16 protein-coding genes, 1 tRNA gene and 1 pseudogene are annotated in these 19868 nt (G+C 53.8%); 3 read left to right on the plus strand and 15 right to left on the minus strand.

The window, feature by feature from the left end:
• Positions 1–19: 19 nt before the first annotated feature.
• From tssA to tssB, 13 genes are read right to left on the minus strand one after another with little or no spacing between them, the layout of a single operon-like run.
• On the minus strand, positions 20–1444 hold the full coding sequence (gene tssA, locus HP572_RS14815; RefSeq protein WP_240583610.1) for a type VI secretion system protein TssA: 1425 nt from the start codon (positions 1442–1444) through the stop codon (positions 20–22).
• Positions 1445–1455: 11 nt separating this feature from the next.
• The gene (gene vasI, locus HP572_RS14820; RefSeq protein ID WP_240583611.1) at positions 1456–2016 is read right to left on the minus strand and encodes a type VI secretion system-associated protein VasI; all 561 of its coding nucleotides are present in this window, start codon (positions 2014–2016) and stop codon (positions 1456–1458) included.
• Positions 2016–3554, minus strand: coding sequence for a sigma-54-dependent Fis family transcriptional regulator (locus HP572_RS14825; RefSeq protein ID WP_240583612.1), 1539 nt, complete (start codon positions 3552–3554; stop codon positions 2016–2018). Before HP572_RS14825 ends, vasI begins: the two co-directional genes overlap by 1 nt.
• 2 nt (positions 3555–3556) lie before the next feature.
• Positions 3557–6154 carry a type VI secretion system ATPase TssH gene (gene tssH, locus HP572_RS14830; RefSeq protein WP_240583613.1) on the minus strand — a complete coding sequence of 866 codons (2598 nt, stop codon included), beginning with the start codon at positions 6152–6154 and terminating at the stop codon, positions 3557–3559.
• 13 nt (positions 6155–6167) lie between these two features.
• A complete protein-coding gene (gene icmH, locus HP572_RS14835) occupies positions 6168–6944 on the minus strand; it encodes a type IVB secretion system protein IcmH/DotU (RefSeq protein WP_010282512.1) in 777 nt (258 codons plus the stop codon).
• A gap of 16 nt (positions 6945–6960) precedes the next feature.
• A complete protein-coding gene (tssK, locus tag HP572_RS14840) occupies positions 6961–8298 on the minus strand; it encodes a type VI secretion system baseplate subunit TssK (RefSeq protein ID WP_240583614.1) in 1338 nt (445 codons plus the stop codon).
• 2 nt (positions 8299–8300) lie between these two features.
• The gene (tssJ, locus tag HP572_RS14845) at positions 8301–8822 is read right to left on the minus strand and encodes a type VI secretion system lipoprotein TssJ (RefSeq protein WP_010282515.1); all 522 of its coding nucleotides are present in this window, start codon (positions 8820–8822) and stop codon (positions 8301–8303) included.
• Positions 8822–10042 (minus strand): type VI secretion system-associated FHA domain protein TagH, encoded by a 1221-nt coding sequence (gene tagH / locus HP572_RS14850; RefSeq protein WP_240583615.1) that lies wholly within the window; start codon positions 10040–10042, stop codon positions 8822–8824. The genes tssJ and tagH overlap by 1 nt, the downstream gene beginning before the upstream one ends.
• A gap of 2 nt (positions 10043–10044) precedes the next feature.
• Positions 10045–11043 (minus strand): type VI secretion system baseplate subunit TssG, encoded by a 999-nt coding sequence (tssG, locus tag HP572_RS14855; protein ID WP_014916355.1) that lies wholly within the window; start codon positions 11041–11043, stop codon positions 10045–10047.
• The gene (gene tssF, locus HP572_RS14860; RefSeq protein WP_014916356.1) at positions 11007–12773 is read right to left on the minus strand and encodes a type VI secretion system baseplate subunit TssF; all 1767 of its coding nucleotides are present in this window, start codon (positions 12771–12773) and stop codon (positions 11007–11009) included. Before tssF ends, tssG begins: the two co-directional genes overlap by 37 nt.
• A 2-nt stretch (positions 12774–12775) precedes the next feature.
• Complete coding sequence (gene tssE, locus HP572_RS14865) at positions 12776–13207, minus strand: type VI secretion system baseplate subunit TssE (protein WP_010303156.1); 432 nt, start codon at positions 13205–13207, stop codon at positions 12776–12778.
• A gap of 5 nt (positions 13208–13212) precedes the next feature.
• On the minus strand, positions 13213–14691 hold the full coding sequence (gene tssC / locus HP572_RS14870; RefSeq protein WP_012822784.1) for a type VI secretion system contractile sheath large subunit: 1479 nt from the start codon (positions 14689–14691) through the stop codon (positions 13213–13215).
• Positions 14692–14723: 32 nt separating this feature from the next.
• Positions 14724–15227 carry a type VI secretion system contractile sheath small subunit gene (gene tssB / locus HP572_RS14875; RefSeq protein ID WP_010282535.1) on the minus strand — a complete coding sequence of 168 codons (504 nt, stop codon included), beginning with the start codon at positions 15225–15227 and terminating at the stop codon, positions 14724–14726.
• Between the two features lie 1189 nt (positions 15228–16416).
• On the opposite strand from tssB, the gene HP572_RS14880 reads away from it, so the two are divergent.
• Together HP572_RS14880 and HP572_RS14885 are read left to right on the plus strand one after the other, a co-directional pair.
• The gene (locus HP572_RS14880; RefSeq protein ID WP_240583616.1) at positions 16417–16902 is read left to right on the plus strand and encodes a YhfG family protein; all 486 of its coding nucleotides are present in this window, start codon (positions 16417–16419) and stop codon (positions 16900–16902) included.
• Between the two features lie 168 nt (positions 16903–17070).
• A pseudogene (locus HP572_RS14885) lies at positions 17071–17262 on the plus strand (integrase); the annotation flags it as partial.
• Between the two features lie 9 nt (positions 17263–17271).
• Here HP572_RS14885 and HP572_RS14890 read toward each other — a convergent pair.
• A tRNA-Thr gene (locus tag HP572_RS14890) sits at positions 17272–17347 on the minus strand.
• 533 nt (positions 17348–17880) lie between these two features.
• Between HP572_RS14890 and HP572_RS14895 the strand changes: the two genes are divergently transcribed.
• The gene (locus tag HP572_RS14895) at positions 17881–18300 is read left to right on the plus strand and encodes a hypothetical protein (RefSeq protein WP_174870373.1); all 420 of its coding nucleotides are present in this window, start codon (positions 17881–17883) and stop codon (positions 18298–18300) included.
• A gap of 305 nt (positions 18301–18605) precedes the next feature.
• Here HP572_RS14895 and proA read toward each other — a convergent pair whose 3' ends face one another.
• Entirely contained in the window at positions 18606–19859 is a 1254-nt protein-coding gene (proA, locus tag HP572_RS14900) for a glutamate-5-semialdehyde dehydrogenase (protein ID WP_240583617.1), read from the minus strand.
• Between the last annotated feature and the right edge of the window lie 9 nt (positions 19860–19868).

Below are 19868 nucleotides of genomic sequence, written 5' to 3' on the forward strand. Positions count from 1 at the left end.
ACCATTCACTCCGAATGTCTTATTTTTTGCGGGATGCCGCCAACCGCTCCACGCGGCTGACCATTCCCGGTTCCCATTGCATCAGGCCCAATTGTTGGCTTTCCTGCCACATGTGCTGATAGTGCTGTGCTGCCAGTGATTTCATCCCTTCTTCGGCGAGTAAATCCGCCAGTACTAACTCGGCATAAAAGCGGTCGCGAGGCTCTTTCAGGCGACGCATGCGTTCATCCAATAGCTGCATCGCCGCCCCAATGCCTTTCTCGTCCCGACAGGCCGCGGCCTCCGTTGCCAGATCGTCCTGCCGCGCTCCACCGCCGCCGCGAACGGGCTGGCTAGACTGCAACCACTGGCTGCATTTCCCGGTTAAAAAAGGCGCACCATCGCTGAACGCCAGTTCACGCAGCTCCGGCACACGCTGAATAAACGCAGAAAGCTCCTCAGCAATCGCCGTCGCGACAGAAGCATGCCCCAACCGTGAGGCCACCGAGGCGGACAACATGTGGCCATCAAACCAGTAAGGAGCCAGCACCAGACTTTGTTCTATGCGTTCCCATAGCGCCAAGTCGGCCTGCGCCAGCGCACTTTGGTATTCATCCACGCGGTCCGACGAGACGGGTGCCAGCTGGGTTTTATTCCCCTTGGATGACATCGGCGGTGTGGCAATACCGGACCAGATGGCGTGGCGACGCAGACGATAGCCAATCGGTGAGTCGGGATGACGCTCAACCAGCAGCGCCGCAACGTTCAGCTGCGTTTGCCGCCAACCACGCTCGTCGGATGAATTAATCTCCACCGAACTGACGGGCGTCGAGGCCGCACTGGCGCTGGTTTCACTTCCACCTGCGCCTCCACTGCCGCTGACTGCCGGAGTCGGTTTTGCCGTCTGATTCGCCTGTTCCTGCGCCTGCTGTCGCTGTCTGGCACGCTTAACGCCCTGCACCAGTTCATCCATCAGCGCCGCTTTGTCGCTGACGAGTTCGCCCCAGCGGGTCGCCACCTGATCCGTTAACTGCTGTAATTGCTCCAGCTCTGCGCTGGATGCACTTTCTGCAATACGGGGCAACGCGCTCTCAAAACGCCGAACAATCTGGATCATCAGCTTCTGTTTCTGAACCGGACTGGCAGGCCACGCGGGCACCCAGTAACTTTCCAGCCAGCTGTCCAGCAGCATCAGCGCAGTAGAAAACGGAGTCGCTTTGGCCGGGTGCTGTAAGCAGCGCAATAGCTGCACCAGTACCCGCATGTCTTTGGTTTTGCTTTCCAGCAAGGTCAGGCAGTAACCTGCCACCACGTTAAGATCGACCTGGTTATGCGCCAGTGACCCGAGCTTGACCAGCTCCGTTTCGACCTTTTCCCAGAGCGGATCGTCCGGCAATACCGCCGCGCGCAACATCTCATCCGGCAACGAGGTTTGCAGGCGTTTACACCAAGGATGTGCATGCATGAACGCCTCCTTTACCAGTGACACTGCTGACGCAGCGGCGCTAATGCTTCGCCCAGCCCGGCGAGTTCGATACGCAGCGCGTGACCGTCTGCGCCGTTAAGCACCAGTTCGCGATGCCCAATCCAGCGCTTTAACGCATCAATCGCCGGCAGGCCGCGTCCCGACTCCAGCAACAGCCCACGATTACGGATAAACCAGCTGTCGGACACCGTTACGCCATCCAACTGCGACGTGACGGACTCCCCTTTCCAGGGTTCGCTGAGCGTTAAGCGCAGGTGCGTAATATTGCTGGCGCAGCTAATCACCAGCGTATTGCCATCGGCCAGCACGCGGGTGAGCGTCATATCGCCGCTGTCTGCTTCACGTCCCAGTTGAAACGTTGCGCCCGTCGCGGCGTTATCACGTTGTGGGGACAGCGTGCCGCTGCGTTCCGCTTCCCGACCCAGCGCGTCATAACAGGCCAGTCGGAGTTCTGAAGCCGTCTCATTGCGGCACTGTTCCCACAATGACTGCCAGGCGGGATCGGGCGTCGCGGCAGTTGCCAACAGTAGGGGTGCCATCGTCAGAAACATCAATTTACCTCCAGCTTCTGGCATTTGTGGTCGAGAGTGCGTTTAGGAATATTGAGGCTATCGGCCACCAGCAGGCGGTTGCCCTGAAACTGGCGCAGGCGTGCCTCAATGACAGCCGCTTCATACAGCTGTGTGGCAATACGCAAATCGTGGATGTGCTGATAGCGATCCTGTTCTTCAGGCGGGCTGCTCGTCAGCCGCTCACGCAGTTCCGGCGGCAGCGATGCCAGAGACAGCACCTCACCGTCCGGCGTATGCGCGCAGGCAACTTCCAGCAGGTTGCGCAGTTCCCGCACATTGCCGGGAAAGTCATACGCCACCAACTGGCGCAGGAAAGCGCGGTTCAATGGCCCAACGTGTTTTTGCTGTTTGTCTGCAAATTGACCGATGAAGTGCTCGCACAGCAGACGAATATCGTCCGGCCGCTCGCGCAACGGGGCGACCTGCAACAGGCACTGGCAAAGGCGATGATAGAGATCCTGCCGAAATACGCCGTCAGACACCTGCTGTTCCAGCGGCTGATGGGTCGCGGCAATCAGGCGGAAATCGGAATGCACTTCTTTCTCCGCACCGAGAGGACGGAAGCTGTGCGTTTCCAGCACCCTTAACAGCTTGGCCTGCATGGACTGCGGCATATCGCCGACTTCATCCAAAAACAGGGTTCCGCCGTTAGCCTGCTCGACCAGACCAATCTTGTTGCTCTGTGCGCCGGAGAACGCGCCTTTCTGGTAGCCAAACAGCTCGCTTTCAATCAGATTTTCCGGGATCGCCGCGCAGTTGATAGCGATAAAGGGCTTGTCGGCACGTTCGGAACACTGATGCAACAGACGCGCCACCACATCCTTCCCTGAACCGGTTTCGCCCTGAATCAGCACCGAAAGACGGTGTTTTGCCGCCTGATAAATCTGCTGATGCAGCTCTTTAATGACGACAGACCGACCAATCAGCGTGGCTTCTACCCGTTTCTCCTGCTCGCGGCGGCTCTGCCCTTCATCCTTAATCTGGCGGAGTGAATCTCTCAGCGCGACCTGCTCCCGCCGGGTATGCGCCAGCTCACGCAGCAGCATCAGCTGACGACAAAACACCTGCGCCAGCCGCTCGCATTCGCCTCGCTGATGCAGCGTTTGCAGGCGCGTCGGCGTATCCAGCAGCGCCAGCACCGCCAGCGGTTTGCCGCTCTCCGACAGCAGCGGCAGCGCATGCAGCCCGCAGTTCGTCCCGACAGAAACCAGCATCTGCCGAAATTCACGGTGCTCAATGCGGGCACCGCCATAGAGAGAATCCCAGGTGCGCGCCTGATTCTTATGCAGCGCATAAGCCAGCGGGTGGCTAAAGTCATCCACGCCCAGACCCAGCGCCACCGGCGTTTCATGCACTCGCCCCTGACAGGTCAGTTGCCTGCCGCTGACATCCACCATACCCAGTAGCATCCCTTGAGGCTGCCAGGCGGTCTGCATCGTCTCCAGCAGCCAGTCGCACAGCCCGGCTTCGTCATGCTGTTGGGTCAGTGCAAGCGCCAGTTCGAGGGCATGTTGCATACTCAGCCCTCAACCTCAGTCTGGAACTGGCCGGCTTCGACGCGGAAATGAATACGGCTGACAGGCTCACCCGCAGACATGCGTTGCAGCAGCTGTAGCGAGACCGGTGGCAGCAAGGCGCCATCAATCACCGATTCGAGCATGCGCGCGCCGTTTTCGCTGCGATTCGCCAACCGCAGAATCTCTTCCGGTACCGCGTCTTCAATGATGACTTCCGCCCCAAAGCGCTGTTGCAGCAGGGACACCAGACGCGACAGTTTGCCCTGTACGATCTCCACCATGGTGTCATGCGCCAGCGGCAGGTAAGGGATGACTTCCATACGCGCCAGTAGCGCGGGTTTGAAGAAGGCTGCCAGCTCAGGGTAAAGCGCATCCAGCAACACATCCGACTGCTCGGCGTAGTTCACGATCGTCTGGAACCCGAGGTTGGAGGTCAGGAAGAACACCACATTGCGGCAGTCGATCACCCGACCTTCACCATCGGCGAGTTCACCTTTATCAAACGCCTGATAAAACAGGTTCAGGACATCCGGGTGCGCCTTCTCCACCTCATCCAACAGCACCACGGAATACGGTTTCTGGCGGATGGCTTCGGTCAACACGCCGCCTTCACCAAACCCGACGTAGCCCGGCGGCGAACCGATCAGGCGTGAAACCGTATGTTTTTCCTGATACTCGGACATATTGATGGTGGTCAGATAGTTGCGTCCGCCAAACATCAGGTCGGCAATCTGGAGCACGGTTTCCGTTTTACCCACGCCGCTCGGCCCTACCAGCAGGAAAGCCCCCAACGGACGCCCGGGACGACGCAGATCCGCACGCGCGGTCAGCAGGTGTTTATGCAATTGAGCAATCGCCAACTGCTGCCCTTTAATTAAATCTCCCAGGAATTCAGGCAGGCGCGTGACGACATCCATTTCACTCTGTGAGATGCGGTTCAGCGGCACGCCCGTCCACTCGGCAATGACGGCCGCAATCTGCGTTTTATCAACGTGAGGGGAGACCAGTACCGAGGACTGTTGCAGCGCTTCCAGCGCCTGTTCGCAGGCCGCCAGTTCCGCCGCGGCTGACACCGCATCAAAATCGACAGACTGCTCTTCATCCAGCAGCGCCGTACGCAGTTCAATCACGCGCTGAACCTGTGTTTTCTGCTGCTGCCAGTCGGCTTCCAGCTGCGCCAGCTGTACCGCACCAGCTTCGCGGGCGTCGCGCAGTTCGGCTAACCGTTCTTCAGTATTGCCCAGACCAATACGCGCCTGACGCTCAAGCTGGGTAATTTCCATCTCCTGCTGATGCAGACGGGTCTGTAGCTGGCTGACCGCACGCGGTGGCGTCGTCAGGTTAATCGCCACGCGTGCGCTGGCAGTATCCAGCACGTCGATAGCCTTATCGGGCAGTTGGCGGCCGGAGATATATCGGGCCGACAGCTGTGCCGCCGCCTGAAGCGCATCCTCATCAATCAGGACGCCGTGCGCTTTTTCATAAATACCGCGTAGCCCGCGCAGGATAACCGTGGCTTCTTCTGCATTCGGTTCACCGACTTTGACAAGCTGGAAACGGCGTGAAAGCGCCGCGTCTTTCTCAACGTATTTTTTGTATTCTCTCCAGGTCGTGGCCGCGATGGTGCGCAGTTCACCGCGCGCCAGTGCAGGCTTGAGCAGGTTGGAAACGTCCAGTCCACCGGCCTGATTGCCCGCCCCGATGAGCGTATGCGCTTCATCGATAAACAGAATGATAGGGCGCGGCGAATCTTTCACTTCCTGCATCACGCCTTTGAAGCGTTTCTCAAATTCGCCTTTCACCGAGGCACCGGCCTGCATCGCTCCCAGGTCGAGCGTCAGCAGTTCCACATCCCGTAATCTTTCCGGCACGGCACCCGCCACGATACGCAGCGCCAGCCCTTCGATCAGCGCACTTTTACCGACGCCCGCTTCCCCGACCACAATCGGGTTGTTTTTACGACGGCGGGAGAGAATGTCGATCATCAAATCGATTTCATGATCGCGGCACAGCACCGGATCCAGTTGCCCCTGTCGGGCGGATTCCGTCACGTTTTGGGTATAGCGGGAGAGCTGCGTGTTCGCCGCGGCGGCCTGCTCGGCCGTGGCGGACTGCACCGCGACCTCCGTTTCCACCGAATCCTTCACCCACTCATCAAACTGCTGGCGTAAAAGCTCACGGTTAATCTGCGCCAGCGGGCGGGATACCGCGCCTGCCACATAGCGATTGGGCGTCAGCAGTAGGACCAGCAGCAAGATGCCGCTGCGCAGGCGTGCATGTTGGAATTCGGCCGAGGCCAGCAGCCAGCTATCCTGCAACCACTCCACCAGTAATGGGGAGAATGAGGGATAGCCCGCGTCAAACTCTTTATCCATGGAGGAAGGCAACAGCAGCGAAGACAGCTCATCCGCATCCACGCCCGCACGCTTGAGGATCTGGCGCACATCGCACAGCGGCGTTTCCAGCATTTTCAGCAACAGGTGCTCAATACGGATTTCCGCACCCTGATGTTGAATACAGAGTGCCGCCGCTTCTTCCAGCATATGACGGCACACGGGGTTGAGTCGTTCAACCAGTGTCGGCAGTTCAATTCGAATCACGGTGTAGCTCCTGTTATTGTAATAATTCTCCCAGCTGACGCAGTACGTCCTGGGTTTGATGAGTTAGCTGATAGCGGTACAGGCCGAAGGCGGCCACCAAGACCACACACACGCCGACAAACAGCGTGCGTAATGACACCTGCCTGCGCAGTTGGTAGCGCGAAGCCTGCTGCCCCAGATTCAGGTGGAAGACCGTCGGTGAATTCGCAGGCTCAGGGCGCAGGGTGTCATGCAGTTTGTTCACGACGCGGTTCAGTTCTTCACGCCCCTGCGTCATCACCCGATAGCGCCCTTCAAAACCCAGACAGAGACAGAGGTAGATAAACTCCAGAATGTCGCGATAGCGGGTTGGGTCGTCCAGCAGCTTCTCCAGCAGGACAAACACCTTTTCGCCGCCCCAGGTCTCATTGTGAAAACGGGTCAGCAGAGAATGGGCAGACCACATGCTTTGGCCGCCCCACTCCCGCCCCATCACGGCTTCATCAATGAAGGTGCAGAGGATGTAGCGGAACGACAAGATCACGCCGTTTTCATAGCCATGAGAATGCAATTCCTGCTCGATAGCCTGAATTTCAGATACCACGCGCTGATACAGATCTTCCACGCCCTCATAGGCCGAGAGCTGGCGCACCCGCTCGACCATGCCCAGCAGCGGCGTGACCGCATCCACCATCGGATTAATGCTTTGTCCACGCAGGCGGAACCAGTAATCGGAGTCCATATCCAGCTGGCGGGCGTGGTCAAAAAGCAGATCGCCCAGTTGATCGTTTTTAATAACCTCGATGCTCATCTCTTCCTCTCCTTAACTACTGCCCACGGATGGCCCAAAGCTGCATATCCAGTTCTGGGAATTCGCCAGCAATGTGGAACGCCAGCGTGTTGCCAGACACCAGCATCTGCCAGGCGGGGCTTTGTCTATCCAGTTGGAAATAGCTGTAGCCCGCGTGATAAGGCAGCTGGCGCGGCGCAACCGGCAGCGGCAGCAGCGGGATACCCGGCAATTGCAGGCTGATCAGTTCGCGGATCTTCTCGCTGGAGGCGATCTTCGTTTGTTGCAGCAGCTGCTTACGCAGATGCTCCTGCGGCATACGCGCACGCACCGCCAGCACAAACTCGGCGCTGGCCATCAATTCCGCATCGCCAACCATCGCCACCATCACGCCATACGGCTGTTTCTTCAGTTGGATGGAGACAGCGCGCGGCGACAGCACTGTGCTCAGCGCCTGACGCAGCGACATCATCAGCGGCTCAAAGCTGGCCTGCTGGTGTTCGTGACGATAGGCGGGGAATTCCGGCGGCAGGCGCGATTCATCGGTAAACGTCATCAGCTCGCCGCACAGCTCAACCAGCGTTTCGTGCAGACGTTCAGGGTGCAACGTGCCAAGGCGCGCCAAATGCGACAGTTTGGGCTGCGCGCGGTTAAGCAATTGCAGCATCATAAATTCGGCCACGTCCGCGACGCCCTGCTGCCCTGGGGCGGCAATACGCTGCGCCAGACTGCGCGCACGCTCCGCCACTAAACCGGCAGATTCACCCAAAAAGCGCTTTAAGGTAGGGATCGCAGTGACGCTAATGCTGCACGGCATAAAGTTCGGATCCAGAATCAAGCCACCGTCAGGGCGTTTATCCAGAATGTTGGCAATCGCCAGCGAGGCATAGGCGCTGCGATCGTCACGATCGAGCATCAGGCGCAGGCTGACCTTACCGACTTCCAGAGAAACGATATCGCCGCCGTCGCTGTGCAGGTCGCGCACGTCATGCCGATGCGATTGCAGGCGGCTGGCGATCCCCTGCCCCGGTTGACCAACTTCACTGACGCCATTTACCGCCAGCGGCAGCGCCAGATACACTTTCTGGTTTGCCAGCGCGACGTCGGTAATCTCCAACGGCAGCGGCAGGGCGTCGTCGCCCGGAATATTGAACACGGTGCCGTCAGGCATCACCCCGCTGGCGTTCACCAGCGCGATGCGGCCAAAATTGAGGTATTCCTCATTAATCGCCAGCGACTGCAAGCCATAGAAATAATCACTGAGGGCGCTGAGACGCGCGTGCAGTGCGTAATCGGTGTGTCTTTGCTGTTGTTGAAAATGCTGCGGTTTAATGAACAGACCTTCCCGCCAGATAATGCGATTGCGACTCGACATAGTTATTCTTCTTCTTGGTCTTTTTTGATTTCGACTTCATCCCTGCGCAGGTGCACGAGGATCTGATACGTCTGCCCGGTATTCTTTAGCTTGATGACTTTGCGCCACTCCGCGCTTTCCGAATCCGCATAGCGCGCCACCACGCCGAGGTAGTGCACCTTTTCATCCAGCGCTTCGGGGGGCAGATATTTGAACTGTCCCGGCAGCAGCGTGTAGTCCTGATGATTGATGTAATTCTTGGCTAATGCCTTTTCGATATCCGTCGTGATCTGGTCGTAATCGGTGGCTAACAGGCGCGAATCTTCCGCTAACAGCACCAGCTGGAATTCGATAGGCGCGGCTTCACCGCTGTCGTTCGGGTTAACGTCCGGTTCCGCCAGTAGGCTAAATCCCACGGTAGAAGGCTGATGATTGTTGCTGCCTACCTGAATATCGGGATTCGCCGCTACCTGCGCCATCTTGCCCAGCGTGGTACACCCCGATAGCAGGAACATCAGGGAACATAAGCACAGAGCCCGCAGCATTATTTTTGCTCCTGCTGTTGACGCACGGAGCGGTCATAGGCCTGCGCATACACCTGATGGAACAGTTTCTGGAAGCCCTGCTGGCGCGGCGACGTTAATTCACGGTAGTAGTGCTGATACATCTGCCACGCCCAGCCGTCATCCACTGCCAGTGGTTCGCCACTGCGGCGATAGTGTTCAAAGCGATTGAGCAGCGCGGCGGGCGAGAAGGCCTGAAGAATATTTTCCAACGCCACGGCAATCGCTTGCTGGTTCGCAATGTGATGCACCCGCACATTGTTCAACACCTCTTCCACGGCAGCGGGTGCAGACAGGTGCACCGGGCTTTTCCCTTCGGCAAACAGCACCGACAGCGTATCCGCATAGCCCAGCCCCAGACGCAGCGGGTTATCTTCAATCGGGCGCAAATGCGTGTCCGCCATTGCCGCCTGTTCCGTCTGCAATGCCAGCAGGCCTTCAACCATCGCGCGCAGGCTTTTCCCCATTTCTTCCAGCATTTCGCGCAGTCGTGCATCATCACCCGGCTGAAGCGACAGCCCCAGCCCGCGCATCAGCGGTGCCAGTGAGGTGCCATCACTGTAGCCCTCCAGCCCTTCTCCCGCGTACGTTGTGTTGATGGTCGGTAATTCCACAAATTTCTGATCCATGGTGTCCTCAGCAGAAGAAAAAGAAGAAAGAGAGGCCGTGAGCGATGCTCCGACCGTCTCACTGTCTGATGGCAAGAGTGGCTGGCTCTGCTCTTTCTGTAGTGCCCACAGCGGGTCATTCAGCACAACAGAGGGATCGGCCAGATCCGTTGAGCGCTTTTTTTTATCTTCCGTTAACCAGCCGCCCAGTACATCGACCGTGCCCTGCCCTAATACCTGATCGATATCCTGTTCCGTAGTGGGATCGCCGATATAAACGCCCAGCCGGAAAGGCCCGATAACCAGTTCATCGCCGTGCGACAAAATGACTTTGCGATCGCGCCCAATCGGCGACAGCGATCCGTTAATAAAAGACTGACCGCTTAGATCGCACAGGCTGAAATAGCCATCGGTCATTTCGATACGGGCGTGCTCCGGCACCACGGAGCCCAGCCGATCCCGCAGTTGCCACTGGTCTTTTTCCGACGCGCCCAGCGTGCCACCACGATGATCGAACTGGTGCTGCACCTGAGAATTGATATCGAGTTGCTCACTATTAAGCACAACCAACGTGAGTGGATGGGTTACGTTCACATTTACTCCTGCACACAAATCGTCACATAGGGATCCGCGGGCGGCTGCCCGAGAAAGCTGCTCCATCCCAACCGGCTGCTTTGCTCACTGCCCAGGCTTAAGCCCTTGGCTTCGCCTTCCGCAAAACCCAGACGCAGATCCCAAGCCAACTGATCGCGGAGAATGAAAGAGACAAAACGCACCAGCGGCTGAAAATGCTCGCCGTTGGGCAAGAAGCTGAGAAAGCGGCTAAAGCTGAGATTGCCGACCTTGAGCAAAAACTTGCCGGCGCAGTCATTCACTTTGTCGCCGATAACAAAATCACCGCCCAACATCATGTTTCCTTTACCCAGGCGGTTCTGCTGCCCTTCGTGAATGGGCACGCGACGGTGCTGCCAGGCCAGAACAGCCACGTCATCCAGGTCAAAACAGTGAATAACCAAACCCGCGACCACTTCAGGTGAGCGGCTAGGGCTGGCGAGCACCCCGGCGTAAGAAAGCATCTTGGCGCGGTTAACCGGCAGGCTGTCGCGTACGGCGTCATTCCCTAATCCCACCAGCGCAAACATCAGGCGAGAGAATCCATCCTCGCCCTCATTTTGAAAGCGGACGTGATAGCGGTATTTACGCCAGGCGCGGTGCAGCAGCGTGAGTAAGCGGTGATGAAAGAAGTCGAGAAACACGCCTAGCTTCTGTTCGCCCTGCGCGTATTCCCAGGCCAGCTCTTCGAGGTAATAACCAGGCATCGGCGACTGACTGCCGTGCAGGCCAAGAAACGCGACTTCCAGCTCCTGACGGCCATCTTCATCACGTCCCACCTGCAAGATATCGCTGGGGTGAAAACCGATGGAGGCCGTAGAGCGAAAGCGCAGGCGTTCCTGTTCAGGACGGAAATCCAGCTCTTGTTCCAGATCCACGCCTTCCAGCTGGTTAAGTAACTCCACCAATTGGAAAAAATTAAAGCGTGAGACATCCTGACGGAACGTCACATCATTGAGTGTTGACCTATCTGTACCGGCCATCGGTAGCGCTCCTTGTTATCGATGTTGACCACTTCCAACAGGTGGAAAGCGTTGACGCTGGCGTATAGCGAGAAGAAGTGCGCCAGCACCGTACTAAACAGATAGAGTTCTCCTTCACTGGAAAACGCGGATTGCCGTACTGACAGGATGGATTTCAAGCCGCGAACCGGCATCCCCTGAACCAGACGGTCGATCGGTGTGGTTTCGATAGATTCGATCCCTGCCAGACGCTTACGCGAGGCTTGTTCCGCCTGCTTGTCGTGCAGCGCCGGGAAATCGTAAGTACGCAGGATCTGCACCAGCGCATCGCGCCGCAGCAGCGACACATAGTTCAGAGACAGGTTGGAGATCAGCGTCCAGTGCAAGCTGCCATCCATGGCAGGCCGCAGCGGTCGCGTCGGCCGTACCAGATTGCGAAACGTCGCGAAAGACGGCGAATTGCCGGTAGGTACGCAGATCGACCCAACGGGCAGTTTCGCCGCACGCGATCGATTGGTACAGGTCAGCGTGACCGAGATAGATTCATCCAAATCAATCACTTCCTGCTCATCACCACGGACAAAAGAAAGCATGTGATCAAACCCGTTGCCGTTGACCGCTTCTCTTACCCGAATACGGTAATAGAGCGCGAGCCGGCCTTTGGCACGTTCGATCTGGTGCTGAAAGCTCTCAAAAGGCTGATAGGTGCGTGGAATCCCCCGCGCACGGCCTGAATTCCCTTCAACCCAGCCTTCAACCTTATCCACAGAGAAGATTTCAAAGCTATCGGCGTTGCGGTAGCTGGCTTTCAGCGGGTAATCCGTCTGGCGTCCGCTGAGATTGATCGGTTCGCTATCATGCTGGAAGAGATTGATTGCCGGCACGCAGTTGAGCATGAACGAGTCAGGGCGGATCTTCAGTTCTGCTGGCAGCGGGCGGTCAAAGCAAAAATGCAGACGGAATTCCGTTACCGTCAGCGGGAGTTCCGGCCACACCGCGCCCGCAAGTTGGAAAAAGAGAAAACTTTCAGGAAAACAAAAGTATTCCTGCAGGATGCGGTAGCCAGAATAGACGTTGCCGGGATACGGCAATAGCGCATCTTCCCGCTCAAAGCCGACCGTCTTCAGCACGCTGGCTTCCTGACGGAAGCGCTGGCCATCGACTTCCAGCTCAATGTGCGACAGCTGGCTGGCAATCCAGAAATAGAGTTCGTAGGCCGTGTAGGTATCACCGCCCAGATAAAAGCGCAGCTTGTCGAGTTGTAGATCGCTGAGCGATAGCGGGCCATGCAGCCCAATATCCAGCGTAATGGTGGAAAGATCGTTGCCGCTCTGTACCTTGATTTCACGGATATCGGCTGGATAAATCCAGGCATCGTGGCAGGTCTGAAAATGGCAAACCACATCATCAATCGGCAAGCTATCAAGCTCGCAGCCACGTTCAACAAACGCGGGCTGGGCAATCGCGCCGGGAAGTACCGAAAACTGCATAATCGTCATGCTCGGTACGGGGCGCAGGTAATTCGGCCACAGCATGCCCAGCAGACCGTGTGTCAGTTCCGGAAATTCATCCTCGATCTTCGCCCGCAGGCTCCCTGTCAAAAAGGCGAACCCTTCCAGCAGACGCTCGACGTCTGGATCCGTGGTTTGTTCTGACAAAAATCGGGTAAGCTCAGGGTGCGCCTTGGCGAATTCACGCCCTTGCAGGCGCAAGTAGGTCAGCTCATCCCTGAAAAAATGTTCCAGTGACATAATCAGATCATTCTGTAGTGGCGGTGGCTATCCATATGGATATTGAAAGAGGCAACCTGCTCCAGATCTTCCAATCTGACCCGAGCGGTAACCTGAAACGACATCTCCATCGGATTCGATAAATAGTCCGACGTGTTGACATCCACATGAACAATTCGAGGTTCAAAGCGACAGATACACTGTCGGATCGCCTCCCGGATTTTCCCTCGAATGTCCGCACCACCCTGCGTCGCGTCATTAAAATCAATCACGCCAAGCTCAGGTGCGCTGCGGCAATTTCCGGGCCGGGTGTTGAGCACATTGTCCAATTGACGCTTAACGGACTCGATCAGTGCTTCAACTTCCGTTTCAGGGGAGGAGCGACGCTCCTCCCCACGGATACGATCAAACAGACTTGCCGCGTTTCCCCTTTCCCAGGCAGAAAGAGACGGCATAAGTCTTATTCCTTATCCAAACGCCCTACCAGCGACAGCTCAAAGTTCGCCCCCATGTACTTGAAGTGCGGGCGCACAGACATGGTGACCTGATACCAACCTGGTTCTCCTTCTACATCCAGCACTTTGATTTGTGCAGCACGCAGAGGACGACGGCTACGAACATCTGCCGGCGGGTTTTCCTGATCGGCGATGTACTGTTTAATCCAGGTATTCAACTCACGTTCCAGATCCTGACGCTCTTTCCATGAGCCAATCTGTTCACGCTGCAGCACTTTGATGTAATGCGCCAGACGGTTGATGATGAACATGTACGGCAGTTGCGTACCCAGTTTGTAGTTGGTTTCCGCTTCTTTGCCTTCTTTGGTGTTCGGGAACACCTTCGGTTTCTGCACCGAGTTAGCCGAGAAGAAGGCCGCGTTGTCGCTGTCTTTACGCATCGTCAGCGTGATAAAGCCTTCTTCGGCCATTTCATATTCGCGACGATCGGTGATCAGGACTTCAGTCGGGATCTTGGCCTGAAGTTGGCCCATGGCTTCATAAACATGCACTGGCAGGTCGGTAATCGCACCGCCGCTCTGTGGGCCAATGATGTTCGGACACCAGCGGTATTTCGCGAAGCTGTCCGTCAACGCTGTTCCCATCAGATAGGCGGTATTGCCCCACAGATAGTGTTCGTGATCGGTGCTGATATCTTCCTTGTAGTTGAAGCCCTTAATCGGGTTCTCTACCGGGTCATAAGGCAGGCGAGCCAGGAAGCGCGGTGCCGTCAGCCCCAGATAGCGACCATCTTCGGACTCACGCAGCGAACGCCATTTCGTGTAGGCCGGGCCTTCGAAAACAGATTTCAGATCTTTGATGGAAGGCAGATCGGTGAAGCGATCAACGCCAAAGAAGGTTGGCGCAACGGAAGAGATGAACGGCGCATGCGCCATCGCACCAACGGCGCTGACATACTGCATCAGTTTGATATCTGGTGAACTTTGCGTCAGCGCATAGTCACCGATTACGCCACCGATAGGCTGACCACCAAACTGGCCGTAACCGCTGGAATACACGTGCTTATAGAAGCCAGATTGTGAGATTTCAGGGGCGAATTCGAAATCTTCCAACAGCTCTTCTTTCGTCGCATGCAACACCAACAGTTTGATGTTTTCACGGAAATCGGTGCGATCGATAAGCAGTTTCATCGAACGCCAGGAAGATTCCAGTTCCTGTAATTCTTTTGCATGCAGAATAACGTCAATCTGCTTGCTGAGCTTTTTGTCCAGTTCGACGATCATGCTATCGACCAGCGCTTTGTTCACGGGTTCTGCTGCGTTACCGCTATCAAGAATGTTAGCGACCAGCGCGGCAATGCCCTGTTTAGCAACGCTGTAGCCTTCATCAACCGGGCTGATACGCGCTTGAGCCATGATGTCATCAAGCAGCGATCCAGAAGCACTGGCGGCTCCTGCCTGAACCTGTTCTTCAACTATTGACATATTCGTTTCCCTATTTCGTCAATAAACATCAATTATTCGGCGGGTTTGACCAGATCGAGCTCTTTCAAAAGCTGCTCTCTGGCTTCTTCGCTGGACAACAGATCCTGCAAACGATTACGGAATGAGGGAATATTGCCGAGGGGACCTTTCAGCGCGACCAGCGCTTCACGTAAATCAAGCAACTTACGTAATTCAGGCACCTGCTGGGCAATGCGGTCAGGGGAGAAATCATTCAGACCGCCGATGCTCAGTTTCACTGGCAGGTCGTCCTGGCTTTCTTCTTCAAGGCGGTTTGGCACACTGAAATTCAATTCCAGATTTGCTTCTTTCATCACTGAGGTAAAGTTGTTCTTATCGATCGATACGGTTTGACGTTCTTCGATCGGCGTTTCCTCTGTGCGCCCTTTCATATTTCCCACGATCATCAGCGTCAACGGCAATTCTATTTCCGCCTGCTGACCACCAGTGGCCGGAACATATTTGATATTAATACGTTCCTTTGGTGCGACAGATGCACCATCAGTTCCTTTTGCCATGTGTCTATACCAACGTAAGGGCACTCGGGCCCGGAGAAGTAAAGTCGATTCCTACCAAAAGCCCGCCATAATCCATAAGAACGGCAGCGATTCGGCAAACAAATAACGCATTTGTTTTTCGACCAGCGAGATGAAATAAATTAAAAACCGAATTAAAAAGCATAATAAAACCGTAATGTTACGGCTTATATCGGCGTAAAAAGAATCACACCAAGAAGGAATTAAATACATTTATATTTTGAGTTTAGATCATACACACAACACAAACACACGGTCAATGCTTATATAGCAGAGCAACTAAATCGAACCACTAAAACACAAATGACAACAAAAACAATTAATTAGATTAACCCTAAGTAAAAATGAACGGAAAGAAAAAGGATATATATCTGATTTTCAATTAGCGGAAAAGGCATATATTTTGTGCCTTTTAATTTCGTTAAAAACGAAATACTTAATGCGCTAATAAAAATAAACAATAACAAAAAGCTCATTAATTTTAATTTAGTGAAAATATTTACCCTCTATTTTTTACTTTTGACAGAACAAATACCTCCATTACCTTAATAAACTATTTCCCTGTTAAGAAATAAATATTAGATAGTTTAGCAATCATTGATTTTTTAATGAAAATTATTGGATTTTTATACTATCAAAAAACACGGACCCAGGATTAATGACTTACCGTGGTGTTTTTACGTTATTTCATAACAAAAACCACCGCAAAATGTAGTGAAATGATCTTTTTGACATCATTTTCAGGCTAAAAAATGGCAGCTATTCGGCAGAATAATATTCCAGGTGATACTGCCCTCTCTGTGCGTGATAGAGAGGGGAAAGCATGAAGCGATCAAAACAAAACATCGAGAGAAACACGGCAGCGGATAACCTACGGATACGACATGTGGCAAACTACGCTTTTGCCCAAACGTCTCCCATTACTGTGAGAGTATCCCGACTACTCTTGGAATTTCATTCAGGATCCAACATTGCCCTCCGACCTAGAGGAATTTTCACTACACATTGAGGAAGGACGCTTGATTAGCGTGCAGGAAGCTGTCCGTATCTTGATGTTAATAAATCCGACAAACAGCTGATCAGTGATTCATCAGCAATTAGGAAAGATACGGCCAGACCGTAATTGTGATATTCTTTATCGCATATATATGCGGATTAAAGGTGAAAGCACATGCGGTATGAAATGGCGGTACTCGCGGCTCTGGTACAAGAGGACTCCCCTAATACGCAATCTATCGTAACCGCTACAGGTATCTCTGAAAGAAAAGTACAGGAAGTGTTAAACACGCTCCAGTCAACGATGGATATCGGCATATCACGCGAAAAAAATGGCAAACGGCAATCCTTATCTATCTCGTCATGGGGCGTTTTTGGTGACGGGGAAAGGTTGATCGAGAAACTGAAAAATACCGATCTGTTGATATTCAAACAACATCGTAAAATCACCACAAAAGCGTTGCCAAACAAAACGCGATCCTCACGCATGGTGACGCTGGAAGAAAAGCGTGATTACTACAATCAGGTGAAACTCAAAAACTATCGGGACAGTATGCGCCTTGAGGGATTCAACGTTGAGGATACGCCACTTCCCTCTGACAAACAGGAAAGGGAAGCGCTGAGAAAAAACCTGATTGCCATGTATAAAGCGGGTGGTTAGCACCTACGTGGCGGGATACCATGGCAATACTCGGCTATTAGCCGATATTTTTGAGAAAAGTATTCTCTGACCTCCCCAATAAAAAATTTTGCACAGAACTGTTTATCCTCTCATTGGAAGAGGTTTATTTTTACTAATCAATAAATTAATTGGTAGTGAGTTGATGAACAGACCGGAGTGTCAATATCGGTGTTACAAGAAATGGGAGACTGGGAAAGCATCTAAATGGTTCGGGGATATGCTCATATATCCGCTGACCATCTCACAGAGCACGCGAACAAAATTGATGCAATTCTAGTGCGCAATGACACAAATATGGCACAAGTGGAGAACGTGTTTACGCAAAATTCAGGTAACTAATTGATTTTATGGTGCCGATAATAGGAGTCGAACCTACGACCTTCGCATTACGAATGCGCTGCTCTACCAACTGAGCTATATCGGCTTTGGGATCGTCGTGGCGAGAGCCAGACGTGAACTACGGGGTGACAAATTAGTGATAATGGTACGTCAAGTCAAGCGTTTGGCGATCGTCTGCTGGTTTTATCAGCATCCACGCTGTTCTGATAATTTTCCGTACTAATAACGCTATAGATTATAGCTTTTCGGCTTAACGGATGCGCATGCGCATGCGGAGAATGTTTCCTGTAGTCACCCTCTTCTTCGAGTGAAGTACCAAAAAAACAGTCCTTAATCATGTGAAAACACCGTTTTATTTGCAGAGAAATATTCCTGTTTTATAAAGGGTGATATTTACAATAAAAATATCTTTTTACCTTTCCGATATAAATGCAATACATAACAAAACCCAAGTGTACAGTTTAGGATTATTCCCTATTCTTTTTATTTTCTATTTTGCTCTACTTAAATGACCAAGACGACAAGGAGGCGGTCTTAACGTGAAGCTTTCAATAATACGTTGTCAACGGCAAGGTTATTGTTAGCGTAATCATAGAGCGCTGTAAGAGGAAATAGACCATGAATATGAAACCATTGTTTTTAGGCTTAATTCTGGGAACCAGTTACATTGGCATGGTGGCAGCAAATGATCTGGATTCCGCCCGGGCGTCAGCAGAATCGGCCCTCAGTCACGATCGCACTGAAGCGAGAGAAAAAGCGTCAGAAGCGCGAACCAAGGCGCATGAGCATGAAGTCCAGGCGCGGGAGAAAGCGAATGATTTCAAAGCCGATCTCAAATCAAGGGAACCAGAGGCCAGAGAACGGGCAGACAAAGTCAAAGCTGATGTGAAATCCAGAGAATCCGAAGCCAGAAAAGACGCCGAAAAAGGCTGGGCCGACGTCAAATCTAAAGCGGATAGTTTTAACAGCCGCGCGGAAAAGAATGCTCGTGAAACCGCCGACTCCATCCACTCTGCCGCAGAGAAGCATCAGCGTTAATGTGAAATAACGCGTTATTGTAATAGAGGATAAGTAATTATTACTCTTTATCCTCCGATAGCAAGACAGGTTATGTATTTGTGAAACGCCCACAAAGCATAGCCTGTTACTATTGGAGGATATTTCTCTTATGCGGTTATTTTATTGTGTTTCTATTGCTGTATTACATTTTAAGTTAACTACATATAACACAGCAAAAAATCACAATTGGAATGAGATGTTTTATTTAGAAAATATCTGAAGTAAAAAGCGGAATAAAAAATAACGCTGCGTATATCTCTTTGATATACGCAGCCATTAAGTAATTAGGCGCGAATCAAATCGTCGCCATAGCCAATCCACTTATAGGTGGTCAGCGCTTCCAGCCCCATTGGGCCGCGCGCATGCAGTTTCTGAGTACTGACCGCCACTTCCGCCCCAAGACCGAACTGGCCGCCGTCGGTGAAGCGTGTACTGGCGTTGACATACACCGCAGAGGAATCCACTTCACGTACGAAGCGTTCTGCATTGCTCAAGGAGCGCGTCAGAATCGCATCAGAGTGCTGTGTACCATGTTCGCGAATATGGGCAATCGCCGCATCCAGATCGTCCACCAGCGTAACGTTCAGGTCGTTAGAGAGCCACTCATCGTTGTAGTTGGCCTCTTCCACCGCAACGACGCTTGCCGGGCCACCAGTCAGATAAGGCATCGCAGAAGGACTGGCGTGGAGCGTAACGCCTGCCGCCGCCATTTTCTTGCTCAGTTCTGGCAGGAAGCGGTCGGCAATACGTTGGTTGACCAGCAGCGTTTCCAGGCTGTTGCAGGCGCTAGGGCGCTGCACTTTGGCGCTTTCAATGACCGTCAGCGCTTTGTCGAAATCGATGCTGTCGTCAGCATAGATGTGACAAACGCCGATACCCCCAGTGATGACTGGGATCGTCGATTGTTCGCGACACAGCTTGTGCAGACCTGCACCACCGCGCGGAATCAGCATATCTACGTAGCGATCCAGCTTCAGCAGTTGATTGACCAGCTCACGATCCGGGCTTTCAATCGCCTGCACCGCAGCGGCAGGCAGGCCGCACTGTGACAATGCCTGCTGAATCACTTTTACCGTCGCCGCATTAGTGCGGTACGTCTCTTTCCCACCGCGCAGAATCACCGCGTTACCGGTTTTCAGACACAGTGACGCCACATCAATGGTGACGTTCGGGCGTGCTTCATAAATCACACCGACCACGCCCAGCGGCACGCGGCGACGTTCCAGCTTCAGCCCGTTATCCAGCATGCTGCCGTCAATCACCTGCCCTACCGGATCGTTCAGGCGACAGACCTGACGCACATCGCTGGCAATCGCACTCAGTCGTTCCTGCGTCAACAGCAGACGATCCTGCAATGCATCACTCATGCCATTTTGGCGCGCATCGGCTAAATCCAGCGCGTTGGCCGCCAGAATCGTCGCACTCTCGGCTTCCAGCAAATCCGCAATCGTCAGCAGCGCGCGATCTTTTTGAGCCGTACTCAAGACCGCCAACTGATAAGAGGCCGCTTTTGCCGCTTTACCCATTTGTTCAAGCATCGCGAACTC

The organism is Pectobacterium sp. PL64, from assembly GCF_022477975.1.
Taxonomy (GTDB): Bacteria; Pseudomonadota; Gammaproteobacteria; order Enterobacterales; family Enterobacteriaceae; genus Pectobacterium; species Pectobacterium jejuense.